14 protein-coding genes are annotated in these 20,265 nt (G+C 72.1%); 9 read left to right on the top strand and 5 right to left on the bottom strand.

The features are described 5' to 3' along the window. Nucleotides 1-280 precede the first annotated feature (280 nt). The 5 genes from OG310_RS34375 (at nt 281) to OG310_RS34355 (ending at nt 6,284) form a co-directional block, all read left to right on the top strand. Nucleotides 281-1,486: an aromatic ring-hydroxylating dioxygenase subunit alpha gene (locus OG310_RS34375; RefSeq protein WP_329459757.1), complete on the top strand. Its 1,206-nt coding sequence runs from the start codon at nt 281-283 to the stop codon at nt 1,484-1,486. A gap of 277 nt (nt 1,487-1,763) precedes the next feature. Continuing rightward, complete coding sequence (locus OG310_RS34370) at nt 1,764-2,150, top strand: hypothetical protein (protein ID WP_329459756.1); 387 nt, start codon at nt 1,764-1,766, stop codon at nt 2,148-2,150. Between the two features lie 148 nt (nt 2,151-2,298). Then, the gene (locus tag OG310_RS34365; protein WP_329459755.1) at nt 2,299-3,318 is read left to right on the top strand and encodes an LLM class flavin-dependent oxidoreductase; all 1,020 of its coding nucleotides are present in this window, start codon (nt 2,299-2,301) and stop codon (nt 3,316-3,318) included. Between the two features lie 172 nt (nt 3,319-3,490). After that, complete coding sequence (locus OG310_RS34360; RefSeq protein ID WP_329459754.1) at nt 3,491-5,038, top strand: glycosyl hydrolase family 18 protein; 1,548 nt, start codon at nt 3,491-3,493, stop codon at nt 5,036-5,038. Nucleotides 5,039-5,342: 304 nt separating this feature from the next. After that, complete coding sequence (locus OG310_RS34355) at nt 5,343-6,284, top strand: glycosyl hydrolase family 18 protein (RefSeq protein ID WP_329459753.1); 942 nt, start codon at nt 5,343-5,345, stop codon at nt 6,282-6,284. 228 nt (nt 6,285-6,512) lie between these two features. Here the strand turns inward: OG310_RS34355 and OG310_RS34350 are convergent, their stop codons facing one another. Next, on the bottom strand, nt 6,513-6,956 hold the full coding sequence (locus OG310_RS34350) for a hypothetical protein (RefSeq protein WP_329459752.1): 444 nt from the start codon (nt 6,954-6,956) through the stop codon (nt 6,513-6,515). 161 nt (nt 6,957-7,117) lie between these two features. On the opposite strand from OG310_RS34350, the gene OG310_RS34345 reads away from it, so the two are divergent. Next, nucleotides 7,118-7,852 (top strand): SDR family oxidoreductase, encoded by a 735-nt coding sequence (locus tag OG310_RS34345; RefSeq protein WP_329459751.1) that lies wholly within the window; start codon nt 7,118-7,120, stop codon nt 7,850-7,852. 146 nt (nt 7,853-7,998) lie between these two features. Here OG310_RS34345 and OG310_RS34340 read toward each other — a convergent pair whose 3' ends face one another. Further along, on the bottom strand, nt 7,999-8,463 hold the full coding sequence (locus OG310_RS34340; RefSeq protein ID WP_329459750.1) for a MarR family winged helix-turn-helix transcriptional regulator: 465 nt from the start codon (nt 8,461-8,463) through the stop codon (nt 7,999-8,001). A gap of 77 nt (nt 8,464-8,540) precedes the next feature. Here OG310_RS34340 and OG310_RS34335 point away from each other — a divergent pair, with 77 nt between their 5' ends. The 3 genes from OG310_RS34335 (at nt 8,541) to OG310_RS34325 (ending at nt 15,554) form a co-directional block, all read left to right on the top strand. After that, entirely contained in the window at nt 8,541-9,740 is a 1,200-nt protein-coding gene (locus tag OG310_RS34335; RefSeq protein WP_329459749.1) for an ABC transporter permease, read from the top strand. 689 nt (nt 9,741-10,429) lie between these two features. Next, nucleotides 10,430-14,545, top strand: a complete 4,116-nt coding sequence (locus OG310_RS34330; protein WP_329459748.1) for a discoidin domain-containing protein — start codon at nt 10,430-10,432, stop codon at nt 14,543-14,545. A 199-nt stretch (nt 14,546-14,744) separates the two neighbouring features. Further along, nucleotides 14,745-15,554: an SAM-dependent methyltransferase gene (locus tag OG310_RS34325; protein ID WP_329459747.1), complete on the top strand. Its 810-nt coding sequence runs from the start codon at nt 14,745-14,747 to the stop codon at nt 15,552-15,554. Nucleotides 15,555-15,629: 75 nt separating this feature from the next. On the opposite strand, the gene OG310_RS34320 is transcribed toward OG310_RS34325, so the two are convergent. The 3 genes from OG310_RS34320 to OG310_RS34310 all read right to left on the bottom strand — a co-directional run bounded on the left by OG310_RS34320 (nt 15,630) and on the right by OG310_RS34310 (nt 19,965). Next, nucleotides 15,630-18,125: a glycosyl hydrolase family 95 catalytic domain-containing protein gene (locus OG310_RS34320; protein WP_329459746.1), complete on the bottom strand. Its 2,496-nt coding sequence runs from the start codon at nt 18,123-18,125 to the stop codon at nt 15,630-15,632. Nucleotides 18,126-18,337: 212 nt separating this feature from the next. After that, on the bottom strand, nt 18,338-19,309 hold the full coding sequence (locus OG310_RS34315) for a sugar kinase (protein WP_329460515.1): 972 nt from the start codon (nt 19,307-19,309) through the stop codon (nt 18,338-18,340). Nucleotides 19,310-19,317: 8 nt separating this feature from the next. After that, nucleotides 19,318-19,965, bottom strand: a complete 648-nt coding sequence (locus tag OG310_RS34310; RefSeq protein ID WP_329459745.1) for a bifunctional 4-hydroxy-2-oxoglutarate aldolase/2-dehydro-3-deoxy-phosphogluconate aldolase — start codon at nt 19,963-19,965, stop codon at nt 19,318-19,320. Between the last annotated feature and the right edge of the window lie 300 nt (nt 19,966-20,265).

Genomic DNA, 20,265 nt, shown 5'->3' with positions numbered 1-20,265 from the left:
CTAACCGCTTGGCCCAGGATGCTCCGCCGGGCGGCGCGCTCATGTCAAGACTGTTGTGCCAGGTACAGGTAAAGGACGCCGGCCCGCCCGCGCGGTCCGGCGTCACTCGCCGGGACCCTCCCGGATCGTGCGGTTCGCGCAGTGGTGGAAGGGTCGTCCGTGGACAGGGGCCGGGCCTCGTGCCGCCGCGGTGACGCGCGACGGACACGGCGGAGAGGGAGGAACGGCGCCGTGCTCCCCCGCTCCGCGCACCGACGAGTCGCACGCAATGGAGAAGCGCATGACCCAGACACAGCCGGCCGCCGACGAGGAAGCCGCGGACCCCGGGACCACGGGCCGTGCCCGGCATGCGCGGGAGGCGTCGGGGGGCGTCACCGACCTCCGGCGGGTCGGGATCGCCCCGGACTTCTGGTATCCGGTGGCGACCTCGCGGAAGGTGGCGAGGAACAAGACGTACGCCGCCTCCTTCGCGGGTGAGCGGATCGCGCTGTACCGCGGCCGCAGCGGCACGGTGTACGCGCTGGAGGACCGGTGTGCGCACCGTCAGGTCCCGCTGAGCATGGGTGTGGTGGAGGGCGAGGCACTCCGCTGCTGCTACCACGCCTGGGCCTACCGCGGGAACGGGCGCGTCTCGCAGATCCCGTACCTGCCCAAGGGGGTCGAGGGGGTCCCGCGCGGTGTGCGGGCCTACCCGGCGCGGGAGCGGTACGGCCTGGTGTTCGTCTTCCCCGGCGACCCGGAGAAGGCCGCGACCACACCGCTGCCGGACCTGCCGCAGTTCGACTCGCCGCGGCACAGGACGATGACGTTCTCCCGTACCGTGCGGTGCCACTACTCGTTCATGCACGAGAACCTGCTCGACATGAACCACCAGTTCCTGCACCGCAGTGTGCTCGGCCGGATCCAGCCCGAACTGCTCGGGTACGAGAAGGGCCCGGAGTTCGTCGAGGCGCGGTACCTGTTCACGCCCGCCGGCGGGCGCAAGGACCGCGGCGCGGGACTCCTCTCCGCCGAGGGGGTCGGCGGTTCCGCCTCGCCGGACGTCGTCACGATCCGGACGCAGTACCCGTACCAGACGCTGCAGGCGGTGCCGGAGAAGGCGGATCTGCCCGCGTTCTCACTCTGGGTCGCGTATGTGCCCGAGGACGCGGAGCAGCGCACGAACCACGCCTACGGGCTGCTCATGATCGAGAAGCCGCCGGTCCCCGGGGCGCTGCACGCCGCCTGGCCGCTGATCCGGCGGTTCACCGAACGGGTCTTCGCGCAGGACCGGATGGCGGTCGAGGCGGAGCAGCGGGCCTGGGACGAGCAGGGGGAGGACTGGAACCGGGAGGTCTTCCCGCTGATCCAGGACGTCCGCGGGGTGCTGCGCGCGAACGGCGTGCCGATCGGGTCGCCGGCCGCCGTGCACGGCGCGGCCTCGCTGTGCGGGGCCGGGGGGCAGGCGTGCGCGCCGTCGGCCGCGGCGCGAGGCGCTCGCCCCTGAGCCGGCCCGGGCACCGGGCGGCCGTCGGCGCCACGGTCCGAGCGGGGGTCCGGCAGGCTCCGGACGGCGCGAGGTGCGGCGGCTTCCGGCCACGGACGACGTGGCGTCCAGTGCGGTGCGCCGACGAGCTTCGCAGGTCAGGCGCGATCCGTCGTCGCCGGAGATCGGCCGGAACACCGGCGCTGTCCCGTTCCGGCAGACGCGCGGACGTGTCCTAGGGTGCGAGCACCATCGACGGGATGACGTGTTCCCGTCAATCACGCAAGGGGGAGACAGCATGACGAAGCAGATACGGAGGATCTCGGCACTGGTGACGGCCGGCGTCTCGGTGGCGGCCCTCGCCACGGTCCTCACCGGCACGGCGGAGGCGGCCACACCCTGCACGTACGACGGACGTACGTCGTGGTACTGCCACAACGTCGTGGGGGCGACCGTGTACGCCGCGCCCGACACCAGCCGGCCGGTGGGCACCATGAACACCAACCCGAGCTGGTTCGAGTGCAGGACCGACAACGGTGCCTACGTCGGCGGCCCGCACCCCTACCGCTGGCTGTGGACCGAGGCCGACAACGGCGAGTGGGGCTACATGAAGGACACCGACATCTCCAGCGAGACCGATCCGCTGCCCACCGAGATCGGCAACGGCATCCCGGTGCCCTGCTGACACTCCCGCGCCCCGCCACGAGGCGCAACGGCCGCCGGGCAAAGGCCGGGTGAGGAACGCGGAGCCGGCGCGCCGCGCGGCACGGGGGCCTGCCAGAATCGTGGCAGCGCAGAGACGGCGACCACGCCGCGGACCTTGGAGGACCCCCGTGCCGCAGACCTCGCAACCGCTCAGAAAGCTCGGGTTCCTGACCATCGGGCTGTTCGACGGCGACAACCCCCGGGCGGGTCACGAATCGACCCTCGCCGTCATCGAACTCGGCGAGCGCCTCGGTTTCGACAGCGCCTGGGTCCGCCACCGGCACCTGCAGTACGGCATCTCGTCACCGACGGCCGTGCTCGCGGCCGCCACGCAGCGTACGAGCCGTATCGAGCTGGGCACGGCCGTCATCCCGCTGGGCTGGGAGAACCCGCTGCGACTCGCGGAGGACCTGTCGACAGTCGACATCCTCTCGGGCGGCCGGCTCAATCCCGGCGTCAGCGTCGGCCCGCCGACGCACTACGACCGGGTCAAGGACGCGCTGTACCCGGGCACCGCCGACGAGGAGGACTTCGGCTACGGACGGGTGCGGCGTCTGCTGGACTTCGTGCGCGGCGAGCCCGTCACGGACTTCAGCGGCACGGAGGGCTTCGAGACGTACTCCGAGCGTGTGCAGCCGCATTCCCCCGGGCTGGGGCGGCGCATGTGGTACGGCGGTGCGAGTCTGCGCTCCGCCCGCTGGGCGGGTGAGCAAGGGATGAACTTCCTGACCAGCAGCGTCGTGCGGGCCGAGGAGTCCGAGGACTTCGCCGCGATCCAGCTCTCGCATGTGCGGGAGTTCCGCGCCCACCACCCCGACGGCGACCGGGGGCGGGTCTCGCAGGGACTCGTCGTCGTGCCCACCGACTCCGCCACGCCGGGGCAGCGCGCCAAGTACGAGGAGTACGCGAGGAAGCGGCTGCCGCGGACCGCCGCCCCGCAGGGCCCCGGGCGGATGCTGTTCGCGCGGGACCTGGTGGGCACGTCGGACCGGATCGCCGAACAGCTCTACGCCCTGCCCGCGTTCCGGGAGATCGACGAGGTCGCCTTCGCGTTGCCGTTCGCCTTCGACCACGAGGACTACGTCCAGATCCTCACGGACATCGCGACCAGGCTGGGGCCCGCGCTCGGCAGGCCCTCGACCGTATGAACAGCGGCCGCCGGGGGTGGTCGAAGTTGGGCTGCGATCGCCCCCAACCACCCGTGCACGTGCGCCCTGTCGAAGGCTGGTGTGTCCCCAACTCTTGACAGGCGCCTGCCGAGGGCGATTAATGGTCCAGACCATTGACCCTTCCGGTCCCCCTACGAAGGGAGAACGGTCCATGCCCGGACCCGTTCGCAGACCCGCCCGCACTCTTCTCGCCGTCCTCGCCACCGGCGCCGCCGCCCTCGGGATGGCGGTGACAGGTGCGGCCACAGCCCAGGCCGCCACCGCGCTGCCCTCCCACCTGTACGCCCCGTACTTCGAGGCGTACAACGGCGACAGCCCGGCCCAACTCGCCTCGCAGTCCGGCAACAAGTACCTGACCATGGCCTTCCTGCAGACCTCGTCCGTAGGCTCCTGCACGCCGTACTGGAACGGCGACAGCAGCATGCCCGTCGCCCAGTCCACCTTCGGCAGCGACATCGACACGATCCAGGCGGGCGGCGGCGACGTCATCCCGTCCTTCGGTGGATACGCGGCCGACGACGGCGGCACCGAGATCGCCGACAGCTGCACCAACGTCGCCTCCATCGCTGCGGCTTACGAGAAGGTCATCACGACCTACGACGTCAGTCGCATCGACCTCGACATCGAGGACAACTCGCTGCGGAACGCGGCGGGCATCGACCGGCGCAACAAGGCCGTGAAGATGGTCCAGGACTGGGCGGCCGCCAACAACCGCCCCATCCAGTTCTCCTACACACTTCCCACCACGACACACGGCCTCACCGACGGCACCGCCGGCGACGGCAGCGGGCTCTCCGTCCTGAAGAACGCCGTGTCGAACGGGGTGAAGCTCGACGTCGTGAACCTCATGACGTTCGACTACTACGACAACGCCACCCACAACATGGCCACGGACACGCAGACCGCCGCCCAGGGCCTGCACGACCAACTCGCCGCGCTCTACCCGTCCAAGAGCGACGCACAGCTGTGGAACATGGTCGGCGTCACCGAGATGCCGGGCATCGACGACTTCGGCGCGCCGGAGACGTTCACCACCGCCAACGCCACCTCCGTCTACAACTGGGCGGTGACGAAGGGCATCAACACGCTGTCCATCTGGGCGCTGCAGCGGGACAACGGCGGCTGTGCCGGTCAGGGCGGCTCCGACTCGTGCTCCGGCACAACGCAGAGCACCTGGCAGTTCAGCCACACCTTCGAGCCGTTCAACGGCGGCACCACCACCCCGCCGGCGAACGGCATCTCGGTGTCGCTCTCCCCGGCCTCGGGCTCTCTCGCGCCCGGCGGGTCCACCACCTCGTCGGTCGCCACGGCCTTCTCCGGCAGCGGTACGGCCCCGTCGGTGAAACTCAGCGTCAGCGGGGCGCCCGCCGGCGTCACAGCGAGTGTCAGCCCCGGCTCCGTGACCGCGGGCGGCAGCGCCACCCTGTCCGTGAAGACGACGTCGGCCGCCGCACCGGGCACGTACACCCTCACGGTGAACGGCGCGGCCGGTTCGACGACCGGCTCCGCCACCTACAAGCTGACCGTGACCGGCGGCGGTTCGTGCTCCGCGACCGGCTGGAACGCCTCGTCGGTGTACGTCGGCGGCGACTCCGTGTCGTACGGCGGGCACACCTGGAAGGCCAAGTGGTGGACGCAGGGCGAGCAGCCCGGCACCACTGGCGAGTGGGGCGTCTGGCAGGACCTCGGGGCCTGCTGATCCCGGCGCCGCGGCACTGAACTGCGCGGCGCGCTCCACTCGTTCGTCCGCTCGCGGGGGCCGGTGCGTACCGGCCCCCGCGTGCGTGCCGGGGTCTTCCGGTGCCGGACACGCGAAGAAAGGCCGGTGCGGCGCGGCGAGGGGACATCACCCGACATGACGGCCTTCGGCATCCGATGCGCGGCGGACCTGACCGGGCCGGGGGGCGAGGGGGCCTTGTGGGGCACGCGGGGACAGCGCTTTCATACACCCGGAGCCCCCCAACCGCGGTCCCCGACACCGCGGCTCCACCAAGGAGCGGTTGATGCGCATCAGAAGTCTCTTCCGTACGTTCGCGCTGGCCGCCGCCGTCGGTCTCGGCGCGCCGCTCGTCGCGGCGGCGCCCGCCGGCGCCGCGCAGTCGGCCGCACCGGCGGCCACGAGCAAGCGCGTGGTCGTCTACTACCAGACGCAGTTCAACAACGGCACCTACGTCTCGCCGCGCGCGATGACCGACAACAACACGGGTGTCACCGATGTCGTCGTCGGCGCCATCCACCTCAACGGCGACGGCAGTGTGGCACTGAACGACGACTCGCCCGACAACGCGAAGTTCGACCAGATGTGGAGCGACCTCGGGGCCATGCAGGCCAAGGGCGTCCACGTCGAGGGGATGGTCGGCGGCGCCGCGCAGGGCAGCTTCCAGCGCCTGGACAGCGACTTCGCCACGTACTACCCGAAGTTGAAGAACGTCATCACGACCCACCACCTCGACGGCGTCGACCTCGACGTCGAGGAGTCGATGTCCCTCGGCGGGATCGAACACCTCATCGACCAGCTGCACACCGACTTCGGCTCGGGCTTCACCGTGACGCTCGCCCCGGTCGCCACCGCCCTCAACGGCGGCGGCAACCTGTCCGGCTTCAGCTACGACAGCCTCTACCGCGACCGCGCGTCGTCCATCAGCTGGTTCAACACGCAGTTCTACTGCGGCTGGGGCAGCCTCTCCTCCACCAGCGGCTACGACGGGATCATCGCCCACGGCGTCGTGCCCGCGTCCAAGGTGGTGGCCGGCACGCTGACCAACGCCGCGAACTGCGGCAGCGGTTACGTACCGATGAACACCCTCACCGCCACGGTCAAATCCCTCGTGGCGAAGTACCCGACCTTCGGCGGAGTGGCCGGCTGGGAGTACTTCAACTCCGACCCGGGCGGTACGGCGGCACCCTGGCAGTGGGCGGCGAACATGTCGGCGGCCATGCGCTGACGCCCCGCCCACGGCTCGTACGCGACGGCGTCCCCCGGGACCCCTGCGCACTGCCTCCCGCGCCCCTCGCCACCCGACCCCCGCGCCCTGCCCCTGCGCGCGCGGTTCCGGCGGGGGGCGCGGCCGTGTGCGGTCCGCGGCGCGGACCCGTGGTGCGCAGTCCCGGGGGCGTCATGGCGCGCAGTCCCGGGGCATCGTGATGCGGGGGTTCCGGCCGGGCGGTCGTCGTCACCGGCGGGCGTCGTCGCGGTCGCGGGCCGCCGGGCGCCGATCTCCCACGGGGACGGTCAGTACCGCGCCCGCGACGACGAAGAGCCCGAGGGCCACGACATTCAGGATCTGGTCCCTCGTGCCGTACATGTCGAGGTGCCGCACGTGGAAGATGAGGTGCGGAACGCTGAAGACGAGCCAGGTGAGGCCCGTCACCGCACTCAGCCGCCGGTCGCGCGCGGCATACGCGGCACAGGCGCTCAGCACCGCGAGCGCCAGGTAGAGGGCGCCGACGTCCTTGGACAGATGCTCGTTGTACGGGCCGAGGACGGGCAGCCAGCGCAGCCCGAACCCCGGGAACGACCGGTACCAGGAGCCGGTCAGGAAGTACGCCCAGATTCCGACATACGCCCCGAGGGCGGCCAGCAGGAGAAGAAGCACGCGTCGTGCGGTGACACTCATGCCCGGGAGACGACGCGGGGCGGTGAAACGTGACACCGGGGCCCGCGCGACAACCCGTTTGGCCGTGTCATGTCACATTCGGGGCCGGTACGTCGTCTCCTGCCGGGGGGAACAGTGAGTGACGTGACCGACGTCATCGACGTATCCGAGAGGCACATGTCATGCGTATCGCAGTCGCCGGTGGAACCGGCTGGGCAGGCAGGCTCGTGGTCGACGCCGTAGTGGCGGCCGGGCACGAACCTCGGGTGCTCGCCCGGTCCCGCGGGGTGGACCTGACGACCGGCCGAGGGCTGGAGGCGGCGCTGGACGGCGTATCGCGGGTGATCGACGCCAGCAACGTGACGACCACGAGCAGGGCGAAGTCCGTCGCGTTCTTCGAGGCGGCGGCCGGCCACCTGCTGCCCGCGCTGGAGAGCGCGGGCGTGGAACACCATGTGGTGCTGTCCATCGTGGGGATCGACCGGGTCGGCTTCGGCTACTACCAGGGCAAGCTCCGCCAGGAGGAACGGGTGCGGGAGAGCCGCGTGCCGTACACCGTGCTGCGGACGACACAGTTCCACGAGTTCGCGGCCCAGATGCTGGCGCGCGGCGGCCCGCTCGCCGTCGTGCCCCGGATGCGCTGCCGTCCGGTCGCGGCACGGGAGGTGGCCGACACGCTCGTGCGGCTCGTCCTCGCCGAGCCGGCGGGTCACGCGCCCGAACTGGCCGGACCTGAGGTACGGGAGATGGTCGCCATGGTGAGGCAACTGCAGCGGGCACGCGGCGGCCGCCGTCCCGTGCTGCCGGTCAGCCTGCCGGGAGCGGTGGGCAAGGCCATGGCGGGGGGCGGCCTGCTGCCCCTCGGTGACAGCGCGCGTGGGACCTGCACCTTCGACGAATGGGTCGCGGCCGGCTGACCCGGGCGGCGAGACCCCGGCCGCCCGCTCCGCCGTCCCCGCGCGGCCGGCGGCGCGGGTTGCCGGGCCTCGGGGTGACGGCGCCGGGCCGCGGGCCGACCCGCACAGCCCCGCCACCGGCGGGCACCACCGCACGGTGGGTGCGGTCAGTCACCCTCCGGAGGGACGACGGTCCGCAGCGCCTCGGGAATGTTGTGTTCGACGACGCGGTGGAGCGCGCGATGGAGGGCTGCCCGCTCGCGTTCGGGCAGCACACCGAACATCTCGTCCTGCACACGCTCCAGCGCGGACTGGGCCCGCTCGGCCAGGGCCAGGCCCTCGTCCGTGACGTGCAGCCGCTGCACCCGCCGGTTCTCCGGGTGCGGCGAGCGCTCCAGCGCGCCCCGGTCCACGAGCCCCTGGACGGCGGCGCCCATGGACTGGGCGGTCAGCCCGGACCTGCGGGCGAGTTCAGCGCTGGAGATCCCGGGGTCCAGCGAGGCCAGTACCACCGCGCGCACCTGGGCGAGGCTGATCCCGATGGGCCGCAGTGCCTTCTCCAGACGTTGTGCCGTCGCCTGACCGAGTTGCCAGGTCAGGTAGCCGGTGTGGTGGGACGGGTCGTGGATCACTACTGCTCCGTGTGGGTTCGGTGGCATGTAAGCTAGGCCGGAGAATATAAGGCACCTTACATTATGGAGAGGCCACGATGTCGACCGCCACCAGCGAGGAACCGGAGACGCAGTCCGCACACCGCCACCGCGCTCACGCGATGGACTCCGCGACGACCGTCCGCGGTGCCGCGGGAATGAAGGGCGTGCTGCTGCCGGTGCTGATCGTCCTCGGCATCGGCTCGATCTTCGTCAGTGTCTACCTCGCCGCCTTCCACGCACCGGCACCGCACCACCTGCCGGTGGCAGTGGTCGGCGACGAGCGGACGCTCGCCGGTGTGGAGCGCGGCCTGGAGCACGGGCAGCCCGGCGGCTTCACCGTGCGCGGGTACGCGAGCGAGAGCGAGGCCCGCACCGCCCTGCACGACCGGCAGGTGTACGCGGCCTACATCGCACCGGGCGCGGGCAGCGCCTCGTCCGCCGCGGGAAGTGGTCCGTCCGGCGCGAAGGCCGGCACGTCGGCTAATACGTCCGCGACCACCACGGTGGCAGCCGTCGCCAACCCCGCACCGTCCGCGGGCCGTTCCGCGACGGGCGGGCCCGGGACAGCACCGGAACTGCTGTACGCGGGCGCCAACGGCTCCGGGGTGACGGCCACCGTGACCGGTGCGTTCGGTGCCGTCGCCACAGCCCAGGGACAGCAACTGACCGCGCACGACGTGGTGCCCGCGAGCACCGGTGACTCACGGGGTCTGTCCGTGTTCTACGCGGCGTTCGGTGTGGTGCTCGCCGGATTCCTGTACGGGACCATGACCTACCAGTTGGCGCCGCGGCTCGAATACCGCCTGCGCATGCTGAGCCTCGGCCTGTTCGGGGCACTGGGCGGGCTGGTGGTGTCACTCATCGGCGGGCACGCCTTCGGCGCCGTCCCGGGACCGTTCCTGGAGGTCGCGGTCGTGGTGGCGTTGATGGCCACGGCGGCGGGCGGGGCCACGATGGCACTGATGCGACTGTTCGGCCCCGCGGGTGTGATGCTCTCCACGATCATGCTGCTGATCTTCGGCAACGCGACCTGCGGTGGTGTCCTGCCCGCGCCCTATCTGCCCGACTGGCTGCATCCGCTGCATGCCATCCTGCCGGTGGGTGCCGGTGTGCGGGCCATCCAGGGCGTGTCGTACTTCCGCTCCGACGGCCTGGCAACGGGCCTGATCGTGCTGGGCCTGTGGACTCTGGTGTGCACGGGAGTGCTGTACGTCCGTGACGTGTGGTCCGTACGGCTCCTGGCCCGTACACCGTGAGCGCACATCGCCGACGCGCACCGGGGTGACATCTCCCGCCCCGCACGCCCGCGTCCACACCCACCAACCACCAACCACAGCACGCAGCACGCAGCACGCAGCACACAGCACACAGCACCGATCCGTCGCGTACCCGGCTGACGTCCCGACCCGCCAGAAGCGGGAAGAGCGGACCCCGCTCCCAGGCGGAACACACCGAGCGGGATCACGCGGAGCCGGCCAGGGAACAGGAACACACCGTCCCCGTGCGGCCGGTGGGCGGGACAGCGTCGTCCCGCCCACCGACCGGACGGGGACGTCCGGGTCCGGGCCGCCGGGCATGAGAGCGGAACGCGCCGCGCGAGGCGACCGGCGACCCGGCCGCCCTCCAGGTCCGCGGCCGGCAGCGCGGCGGAACCGGCCGCCCGGCGGTGCGGAACCGGCCGCCCGGCGGTGCGGGACCGAGACGTCCCGCAGATCTCCGGCCACCCGCCCACGGGTGTCGCCTCAGGTCAGGCCCTCCGGCACGCGCGTATGCGCCGGCTGAGGGACCGATACCCACCCCTATGTGGAAAGAGTTCACTGTCTACCCTTTTCGCGGCGGGTCTTGACAGAAAGCGGAAGGAAATAGAGCCTATGGCAACGTTGTCAAAGAGATGATCCCGAGGGCCGGACGGTCCCCCGGGCTCCTCCGATCGAACGGGCCGCACATGTCAGAGCAGTTGCCGTCGCCGTCGCCGTCGCTGTCTTCCCACTCCTCTCCCTCCCGCCGGTCGATCGTGGCCTCCGGAACGGTCCTGCTCGCCGGATTCGGACTCGGAGTCGCCCTTCCCGGCACCGGATTCGCGGCCGAGCCCACCGCGGCGGGCGGCTCCTCGCCCGCCGCCGGGCGCCCGGGTGAGCTGGCCGCCTACCGACCGGTCACCGTCTCCTCCACCGATTACGCCCCCACCCCGGCCGAGTTCGCCGTGGACGGCGTCAGCACGACCGGTGTGAAGGGCACGGGGTGGCGGGCCGCCGCCGGTGACCCGCAGTGGATCAGCGTCGACCTCCAGGCCCTGTGCGGCGTCCAGTCCGTGCGCCTCACCTTCGAGGCCACGAGCGACGACCCGGTCTTCACGCCGTCCACGAGCGGCAACCCCCGGGACAGCACGACCGGCACGGAGATCCTGTCGAGCTGCGCCGTGGACTTCGTCCTGGAGACGTCCCGCGACGAGAAGACCTGGACCAGCGTGTACACGACGACGTCCGGCAAGGGCGGCGTGGTGGACATCCCGCTGGACAAGCCCGTGACGGCCCGCTGGGTCCGGCTGACGGTGACCAAGCGGTCCAACGCCAACCCCCTCGGCCTCAACGGCTTCGAGGTGTACGGCACGGCGCAGGGCCACCGGCCCGCGGCGACCGGCTGGACGGACTGGGGCACCCACTCCCACGCGGCCCCGGACCTGAAGGTGGCCGAGGACGGCACGGTCGCGCTGGAGTCCGGCTGGACGCTGACGATGGACGACTGGGCGAAGGGCACCGGCGCGCAGCTCTCGCTCCCCTCGCTCGACACGAGTGCCTGGCTGCCCGCGACCGTGCCGGGCACGGTGCTCACCTCGCTGGTCGACCAGGGGCACCTGCCGGACCCGGTGATCGGCATGAACAACATGCACGTGCCCGAGGCGCTGTCGCGGCACGCCTGGTGGTACCGCCGGGAGTTCAAGCTGCCGCGCGGGCTGCGCACGGGGTCCGGGCGCCATGTGTGGCTGGAGTTCGACGGGGTCAACCACAAGGCGGACATCTGGCTCAACGGCCATCAGGTCGGCGATGTCACCTACCCGTTCGCGCGCTCCTCGCACGACGTGACCGCGCTGCTGGCGAGCGGCGAGCAGGCCCTCGCGGTGCAGGTGACACCGATGCCGCACCCCGGCAGCCCGGGCGACAAGGGCCCTGAGGGGCTGTCGTTCGTGGACGCGGGCGCGAACATCATGAACCTCGACTCCCCCACCTACCTGGCCGCTTCGGGCTGGGACTGGATGCCCGCCGTGCGCGACCGGGTCTCCGGCATCTGGAACCACGTGCGGCTGCGCTCCACCGGGCACGCGGTGATCGGCGACCCCCGCGTCGACACGTCCCTGCCGGACCTGCCGGACACCGGCACCGCCGAGGTGACCGTCGTGGTGCCGGTGACCAACGCCGACACGGCCGACCACGCGGTGACGGTGACCGCCTCGTTCGACCGGATACGGGTCTCGCGGACCGTCACGGTCCCCGCCGGCGGCTCCACGGACGTGACGTTCGCCCCGGACGCCTACAAGCAGCTGCGGCTGCGCGACCCGGAGCTGTGGTGGCCCAACGGGTACGGTGAACCGGCCCTGCACGACCTGACGCTGACGGCCGAGGTCGGCGGGCAGGAGAGCGACCGGCGCACGACCCGGTTCGGCATCCGGCAGTTCGGTTACGCGTACGAGGTGCCGCTCCAGTTCGTGGCGACGGGCGACTCGTACACCCAGAGCGTCGATGTGGGCGCGCGTACCGCCCGCTACGTACGGATCAGATGCCTGACGCGGGCCACCGGCTGGGGCTCCTCGCTGTGGAGCCTGTCCGTCTTCGACAGCTCGGCGCCGTCCGTCGACCTCGCCCTGCACAAGACGGCCACGGCGTTGTCCGTGGACGAGTCCGACCACGCGGCGTCCAACGCGACCGACGGGGACGCCGCCACCCGCTGGTCGTCGTCCTTCGACGACGACCAGTGGGTCCAGGTCGACCTCGGAACGTCCGTGGCCTTCGACCGGGTCGACCTGGCGTGGGAGCAGGCGTACGCGAAGACCTACGTGGTGCAGGTCTCGCCGGACGGTTCAACGTGGACGGACGCGCAGTCCGTGGACAACTCCGCGGTGCCGCTGCCGTTCAACAACGGTGACGCGAGCCTGCAGACGGTGGACTTCACGGCGCGGACCGCCCGCTACGTGCGGCTCGCGTGTGCCGCGAGGGCCACCAGCTGGGGATTCTCCCTGTGGTCGCTGTCCGTGGTGGACTCCGCCACGCCCGGCACCGACCTGGCCCTGCACAGGAAGGCGACCGCGTCGAGCGACGACTCCTCGAACCCGGCGTCCAACGCCACGGACGGCGACGCGGGCAGCCGCTGGTCCTCCGCCTACGAGGACGACCAGTGGATCCAGGTCGACCTCGGGGCGTCCGTCCCGTTCGACCGGGTCGCGATCGTGTGGGAGCAGGCGTACGCGAAGACGTACACGGTGCAGACGTCCGACGACGGCAGCACCTGGACCGACGCGCAGACGGTCGACAACACCACCGATCCGCTGAAGATCAGCGTGAACGGGGTGCGCGTCTTCTGCCGCGGCGGCAACTGGGGCTGGGACGAGTTGCTGCGCCGCATGCCGGCGTCGCGCATGGACGCCGCGGTGCGCATGCACCGCGACATGAACTTCACGATGATCCGCAACTGGGTCGCCAGCAGCAACCGCGAGGAGTTCTTCGCCAGTTGCGACGAGCACGGACTGCTGGTGTGGAACGACTTCCCGAACGCCTGGGCGATGGACCCGCCGGACCACCAGGGGTACAACGACGTCGCCCTGGACACCGTGAAGCGCTACCGCATCCACCCGAGCGTCGTCGTGTGGTGCGGCGCGAATGAGGGCAACCCGCCCGCCGCGATCGACACGGGGATGCGCACCGCGGTCCAGACGCAGGCGCCGGGCATCCTGTACCAGAACAACTCGGCGGGCGGCATCATCACGGGCGGCGGCCCCTACGGCTGGACGGAGCCGGCGAACTACTTCAAGCCGTCGACCTACGGGAGCGGCAGCTTCGGCTTCCACACCGAGATCGGCATGCCCGTGGTGTCGACGGCCGAGTCCACCCGGGCCATGGTCGGCGACGAGCCGGAGTGGCCCATCGGGGGCGCCTGGTACTACCACGACTGGAGCACGAAGGGGAACCAGGCCCCGCAGAACTACCAGGCGGCGATCGAGGCCCGCCTCGGCGCGGCGACCGGCGTCGACGACTTCACGCGCAAGGCGCAGTTCGTCAACTTCGAAAACACACGCGCCATGTTCGAGGCCTGGAACGCGAACCTGTGGAAGGACGCCAGCGGCCTGATGCTCTGGATGTCCCACCCCGCGTGGCACAGCACGGTGTGGCAGACGTACGACTACGACTTCGACGTCAACGGCGTTTACTACGGGGCGCGTTCGGGATGCGAACCGCACCATGTGCAGGCCGACCCGCAGGACTGGCGGGTGCTCGCGGTCAACCACACCCCGACCGCGCTCAAGGGTGCACGGGTCACGGCGCAGTTGTACGACCTCAGCGGCCGCACGCTGGGCCCGGCCAGGAGCCAGAAGGTGGATGTCGCCGCGGCGGCCACGACCGCTGCGTTCACCACCGCCTGGAGCGGCTCCCTTCCCGCGCTGCACCTGCTGCGGCTGACCCTTGAGGACGCACGGGGCACGGTCCTGTCGCGGAACACGTACTGGCGCTACCGCGACCCGGCCGACATGAAGGCCCTCAACAGTGCCCGCAAGGCCACCGTTTCGGCCACGCTCGGCACGGTGAAGAGCGTGGACGGGAACCGCAGGGAGGTGACCGCCACGGTGCACAACCGGGGTGCGGGTGTCGCCTCCATGGTGCGGCTCTCGCTGCTGGACGCGCGCAGTGGCGACCGGGTGCTGCCGACGCTGTACGGCGACAACTACCTGTGGCTGCTGCCCGGTGAGTCGCGCACGGTGACCCTGTCGTGGCCCGCGGCGGCGCTGCCGTCGGGCCGGCCGGCCCTGCGGACCGAGGGGTACAACGCGCCGCGGGCGGTGACGCGCGGCTGAGGTATCGGCGCGGGCCGGACCGGGGAGGGCGGGAGCGGGAGCGCATCCGCCCTCCCCGGTTCGCGGCGCGGACGTCGCGGGCGCGCGGGCCGCGCGCCCTGCCCGATGGGCCGTCACATCGGCCCGTGGTGCACGGACGCGGTGGTCAGTAGGGTCGTGGGCAGCGCGTACGACCCGATGACACGGAGGAACCCCCGCTGTGAACGACCGACCCTCCTGGGCGCCCCGCGACGTCGACATCACCCAGGCCAACGTGTCCCGTATATACGACTACTTCCTGGGCGGTTCGCACAACTTCGCGGTGGACCGGGAGGCGGCGAAGGCGGCGCTCCGCTCCATGCCGGGCATACCGGCGATCGCCCGCGCCAACCGGGCCGCCATGCAGCGGGCGCTGCGGTTCGCCACCGGCCGGGGTGTCACACAGTTCCTCGACGTGGGTTCCGGCATTCCGACGTTCGGCAGCGTCCACGAGGTGGTCCGGGCCCAGCGACCTGACTCCCGGGTGGTCTACGTCGACAACGATCCGGTGGCCGTGGCACACAGCCGGGCGGTCCTGGCGGGGAACCCGGACGCGGCGATCGCCGCCGCCGATCTCCGCGACCCGGCGGCGCTGCTCGGCCATCCGGTGACTCGCTCTTTGGACTTCGACCGGCCGATCGCGCTGCTGCTGGTCGCCGTCGTGCACTTCCTGTCGGACGCCGACCGGCCCGCGGGGATCATCGCCGCGTTGCGGGACGCGCTCGCTCCGGGCAGTGTCCTCGTCATCACCCACGCGACCCTGGACCACGGTCCCGCCCCGGACGGGCAACGCGCGGTGCAGGACGTCTACGATCGGACACCGACCCCCCTCGTCATGCGCGGCAGGGCCGAACTGAGGCCGTTCTTCGCGGGGTTCGACCTCGTGGAGCCGGGGATCGTGTCCCTGCCGCACTGGCGCCCCGACTCGCCGGACGAGCCTTTCGACCGGGCGGAGCTGCACGGTCTGGTGGGGGTGGGTGTCAAGCCCTGACCGTACCGGCAGCCCCGCCGCCGGGCTTGTGCCGCGGCGGCGGGGCTACGACGGCGGCGCGTCAGGAGCGGCGCGTCAGGAGCGGTCGCCGAGCCCGTGCAGGGGCACCGAGGCGCCGGGGGCGAGCCGTACCGTCCGGGACCGTCCGTGCGCGCTCACCGTCGTCGTACGCCCGCCGACGCTGCGGAGTACCGCTGTGACGACACGGCCGTCCCGCCAACTGAGGTCGAGTACGAAACCGCCTCGTACACCCACGCCGTTGATGTGCCCGGACGCCGCCCACGCCCCGGGCAGGGCAGGCAGCAGGTCGACCTGCCCGGGCCTCGACCGGACGAGCATCTCGGTGATCGCCGCGGGTGTACCGAAGTTCGCGTCGATCTGGAAGATGCTGCGGCCCGCGTCGACCTGGTAGATGTCGAACAGGTTGGGTGCGGTGCCGTTGCTGTTGCCCTCGGAGGGACGGAGGTTGGTGGCGATGAGCTGGTACGCCGTCTCGGCCTCCCCCAGCCGTGCCCAGCACAGGGCGCGCCAGGCGTTGGCCCACCCGTAGCTGTCCATGCCCCGGGCGGTGAGCAGGTTGCGTACGCCGGTGAGGACGGCCTCGGACGTCTCACCGGGACGTATACGGTCGCCCGGGAACAGGCCGATCAGGGGCGAGAGGTGGCGGTGCTGGTCCTCGCCGAGGTTGTCCGGGGACATCCACTCCTCCAGCCAGCCCGTCGTCGGGCTGACGACCGGGAGGTAGAGGCGGTCGCGGAGGCCCGCGACGGTACGGGCGTAGGCGCGGTCCCGGCCCAGGACCCGGGTCGCGGTGGCGTAGTTGCCGAACAGTGCCCACACGAGTTCCTGCGCGTACGTGTTGCCGACGGCGTCCTGCGGCCCCTGCTCGGGCGACCAGTCCTTGTCGTCGACGAGGACCTCGCGCGTGCCGCCGGGGCTCGCTGGGTCGTCGACCGTGGTGGTGATGAGCCGGGACTCCCAGAACTCGCAGGCGCCCTTCAGCAGGGGGTAGATCCTGGCGAGGGTGCGGGTGTCCTGGGTGTACGCGTAGTGGTCGAAGAGGGTGTTGGCCAGCCAGGCGTTGGCCGCGGGATGCCACCACCAGCCGGAGCCGCCGTGGATGTTCGTCGAGAAGGCGACGGCCCAGCCCGCGACCTTTCCGGTCGAGTTGCGGAACCGGTTGCGGGAGTCGTTGAAGGTCCTGCCCGTCACGTCGGTCCAGGACGGCAGCTGGCTCAGGCAGTAGTCGGTGAAGGCGTCGAAGGACGCGGGCAGGCCGGCCCGGTCGGGCAGCCAGTAGTTCATCTCGACGTTGATGTCGGTGTGGTAGTCGCCCATCCAGTCCGGGTCGTTGCCGTCGAGCCAGAGGCCCTGGAGGCCGAGCGGAACACTGTCGCGCGACCCGGCGACCAGCAGGTAGCGGCCGAAGTGGAAGTAGGAGGACTCCAGTTCCGGGTCGGGTGCGGCGCCGGCCGCCGCGCGGGCGGCGAGACGACTCGGGGTGTCGAGGGCCCGCTGATGTGCGTCCGATGTCCCGAGCGAGAGCGACAGGCTCTCGAACAGCCGCCGGTGGTCTGCCACATGGGTGGCACGCAGAACGGAAGCCGGGTGGCGCGCGGCCGCGTGGGCCGTATGCGCGGCGAGGTCGGCGGGGTGCGCCGACGGGTCACGGTAGCCGTGGTCCGGGTCGGGGGCGTAGTCGGTGCCGCCGCCGAACACGACGGTGAGGTCGGCGCAGTCGGTGAAGGTCACGCGGGTGCCGGTGATCTCGACAGTGCCGTGCGTGGCGGTAGCGGTGACGGCGCCGGCGTAGGAGAGAGCGTTGTCGAAGGATGCCGCGAAGGCCAGCAACGGGCCCGCCCCGGCCGCTTGTGTGCCGGTCACGCGCGCACCGTTCGCGGAACTCGCTGCCGCCGCGGTCGCGGTGACGCTCTCGCCGTGCGTGCCCGCGAGGTCGACGGTGCCGGTGTACGTGCCGCCGCCGCTCTGGGTCAGGGCCAGGACGACCACGTTGTCCGGGTGGCTCGCGAACGTCTCACGGCGGTACGTCACATTGTCGAGCGTGTACGAGGCGGTGGCGACGCCGTTGCTGAGGTCCAGGGCGCGCCGGTATCCGCTGATCCGGTCGGCGCTGTGGGCGGGAACCGCGACCGTGACATGGGCGAGCTGCGTCAGCGACCCGAACTGGACTCTCTCGTACGGGAATTGCCCGTCAGCGTCGAGCGTGTCATTGAGGCCGCCCGTCCACATCGTGCCGTCGGTGATGCAGAGGAGGTCCGCCGCCGGGTCGCCGCCGACGAGGGCGCCGAGACGGCCGTTGCCGACGGGGAGAGCCGTCTGGATCATGTTGGCGGAGTCGGCGGGCCCCGGGTACCACAGCTCCAGGGTCCGGTCCTCGGGCACGCGGGGGTCGGCCGCCGGGCGGTGCGGTTCGGCGGCGGACGCGGTGAAGACGGGAAGGCCCGCCCCCGCGAGGGCACCGAGGCCCGCGGCGGCGAGGAAGCCTCGACGGCTGGGACGCTGCGGCTGGTGCGGGCGGTGTTCCGGCGTCAGGGGATCGTGAGAGGTCATGGGGGATGTTCCTCCTCGGCGGATATGACGTGCGGATGGCGTCGTGCGGTGGTCCGTGGCCCTGCAGGTCGCTTCGGGAACCCTCTCCTCGGGGATCACCGGAAGGCGTCGGGACGATGCCTCCGGAGGGCCGCGGGCCGGCTCGGCTGCTCCGGGGCTCGGTTCGGGGAGTGCCGTCAGGGAAGGGACCGCGGCGGGCCGGATGCGACCGGTCAGTGGGCGGACCAGGTCGCCGGGTCGGCGGCCAGCAGCCGGTCCACGGTCTCCGGCGGCGGCAGTGCGCCGTGGTCCCCGGTGACGCGCAGCGCGGAGGACGCGGTGAGGTGACCGCGGCGCAGCGCGCGTACGGGGTCGTCGCCGCGCAGCAGCCCCGCCAGGTATCCGGCGGCGAACGCGTCGCCCGCTCCGACGGGTTCCACGACGTCGACGCGGGGCGCGGGGACGGTGTGGCGGGCCTCGCCGGTGAAGGCGGTGGCCGTGTGGGCGCCGTCCTTGACGACGAGCGTGCGGGGACGCGGCAGCAGGGCGCGCACACCGGCCTCGGTGAGCTGCGCGCCCCACAGGTCACGGGCCTCGTCCAGGCCGACGAAGACGATGTCGGCGCGGTCGGCGAGGGCGCGCAGGACGTCGGCGGCGGGTTCGGCCGCGCCGGCCCACAGGGCGGGGCGGTGGTTGACGTCGAAACTGACGGGCCAGGGCCGGTCGGCGGACAGCGCCTTCTCCACCAGGTCGCGGCAGGACGCGGACAGGGCGGGCGTGATGCCGGTCAGGTGCAGCAGCCGGGCGCCGCGCAGGCACGCGTCGGAGAGGATCTCGGGACCGAGGGCGGCGGCGGCCGAAGCGCCCCGGTAGTAGTGGACACGGGTGGCGAGCGGGCCGGGGTCCTTGAACAGCAGTCCGGTCGGGCGCATGGAGTCGGTCCGCACGCCCGACACGTCCACACCCGCGGTCCCGACCCGGCGCACGATCAGCCGGCCGAACGGGTCGTCACCGACCGCCGACACCCAGCGCGCCGGTATGCCGTGGTCGGCGAGGTAGAGCGCGACGTTGGACTCGGCCCCGGCGACGTCGACCCGCAGCAGGTCCGCCGTGTCGAGGGCGCCGACGGGTTCGGGCGCCATGGCCGCCATGGTCTCTCCGAGGCACACCACCGGTCCGTCACCGTCCGGCGGGAGCGGTGGCACCGGCGCGGTCAACGGGCCGCCCTGGACGCGGCGGACTCCCGGACGACATCCAGGAAGGCGCGGGCGCGGGTGCGCAGCGCGGCCAGGTCCCCGCCGTCGGCGGCGTCCCCCAGGAGGGGCGAGCCGACGCCGACCGCCACGGCTCCCCCGGCGAGGTAGGCACGGGCCGCCTCGGCGTCCACTCCTCCGACGGGAACGACCGGCAGGCCGGGGAACGGGCCAGAGAGGGCCTTGAGGTAACCGGGACCTCCCGCGTCCGCGGCGGGGAACAGCTTGAGCGCGGTCGCTCCGAGGGCCCCCGCCGCGATGATCTCGGTGGGCGTCATGACCCCGGCGAGCACCGGCAGATCCAGGTCGCGTGCGGCCCGTACGCCGTCGCCGAGGCCTGGGGTCACCACGAAGCCGGCGCCCGCCCGGTGCGCCGCTCGCGCGTCCTGCGCGCTCAGTACCGTGCCCGCGCCGAGCGCCACGCCGGGTCCGAGAGCCTCGCGCGCGCGGGAGATGACGTCGAGCGCGTCCCGGCCGGAGAGGGAGACCTCTATGAGATGCACGCCCTCGTCGACGAGGGCGAGCACCGCGGAGAGGGAGGCGTCGGGGTCGCTGCCCCGGACGATGGCGAGGAGGCGATGACTGCGCAGCGCGTTCAACAGGTCCACTTCGGCGCTTCCTTAGGGCTGGGGCTGGGGCGGGGACGGGGGCAGAGGGGCAGGGCTCGTGGCGGTCGGACGGAGCGGCGGACGGCGGTTCCCTGGCGGCGCCGCGCGCAGGGGTGCCTCGCGGGCGGTGGCTCCGGGTCGGTCGTGGGCCGCGCGGTCGGTACGGCAAGGGCGCCGGGGCGCCTGACGCGGCGGGATGTCTTGACGTGGCGTGATGTCTTGACGCGGCGGGGTCGGTGCGGACGGTCGAGGGGCTCGCTTCGGCGCGGCGGGGGCCGGTGGCCGGTCGGGCCGACGGGC

The sequence above is a fragment of the Streptomyces sp. NBC_01497 genome (genome assembly GCF_036250695.1).
Classification (GTDB): domain Bacteria; phylum Actinomycetota; class Actinomycetes; order Streptomycetales; family Streptomycetaceae; genus Streptomyces.
Note: the sequence above shows the minus strand (reverse complement) of the source record. Positions and strands in the feature narration are given on the sequence as shown.

What these genes read in the sequence shown, in the direction of transcription:
- OG310_RS34370 (WP_329459756.1), top strand. Translation starts at nt 1,764, where the DNA reads ATGACGAAGCAGATACGGAGGATCTCGGCACTGGTGACGGCCGGCGTC.
- OG310_RS34355 (WP_329459753.1), top strand. Translation starts at nt 5,343, where the DNA reads ATGCGCATCAGAAGTCTCTTCCGTACGTTCGCGCTGGCCGCCGCCGTC.
- OG310_RS34330 (WP_329459748.1), top strand. Translation starts at nt 10,430, where the DNA reads ATGTCAGAGCAGTTGCCGTCGCCGTCGCCGTCGCTGTCTTCCCACTCC.
- OG310_RS34350 (WP_329459752.1), bottom strand. Translation starts at nt 6,956, where the DNA reads ATGAGTGTCACCGCACGACGCGTGCTTCTTCTCCTGCTGGCCGCCCTC.
- OG310_RS34320 (WP_329459746.1), bottom strand. Translation starts at nt 18,125, where the DNA reads ATGACCTCTCACGATCCCCTGACGCCGGAACACCGCCCGCACCAGCCG.
- OG310_RS34375 (WP_329459757.1), top strand. Translation starts at nt 281, where the DNA reads ATGACCCAGACACAGCCGGCCGCCGACGAGGAAGCCGCGGACCCCGGG.
- OG310_RS34360 (WP_329459754.1), top strand. Translation starts at nt 3,491, where the DNA reads ATGCCCGGACCCGTTCGCAGACCCGCCCGCACTCTTCTCGCCGTCCTC.
- OG310_RS34335 (WP_329459749.1), top strand. Translation starts at nt 8,541, where the DNA reads ATGTCGACCGCCACCAGCGAGGAACCGGAGACGCAGTCCGCACACCGC.
- OG310_RS34345 (WP_329459751.1), top strand. Translation starts at nt 7,118, where the DNA reads ATGCGTATCGCAGTCGCCGGTGGAACCGGCTGGGCAGGCAGGCTCGTG.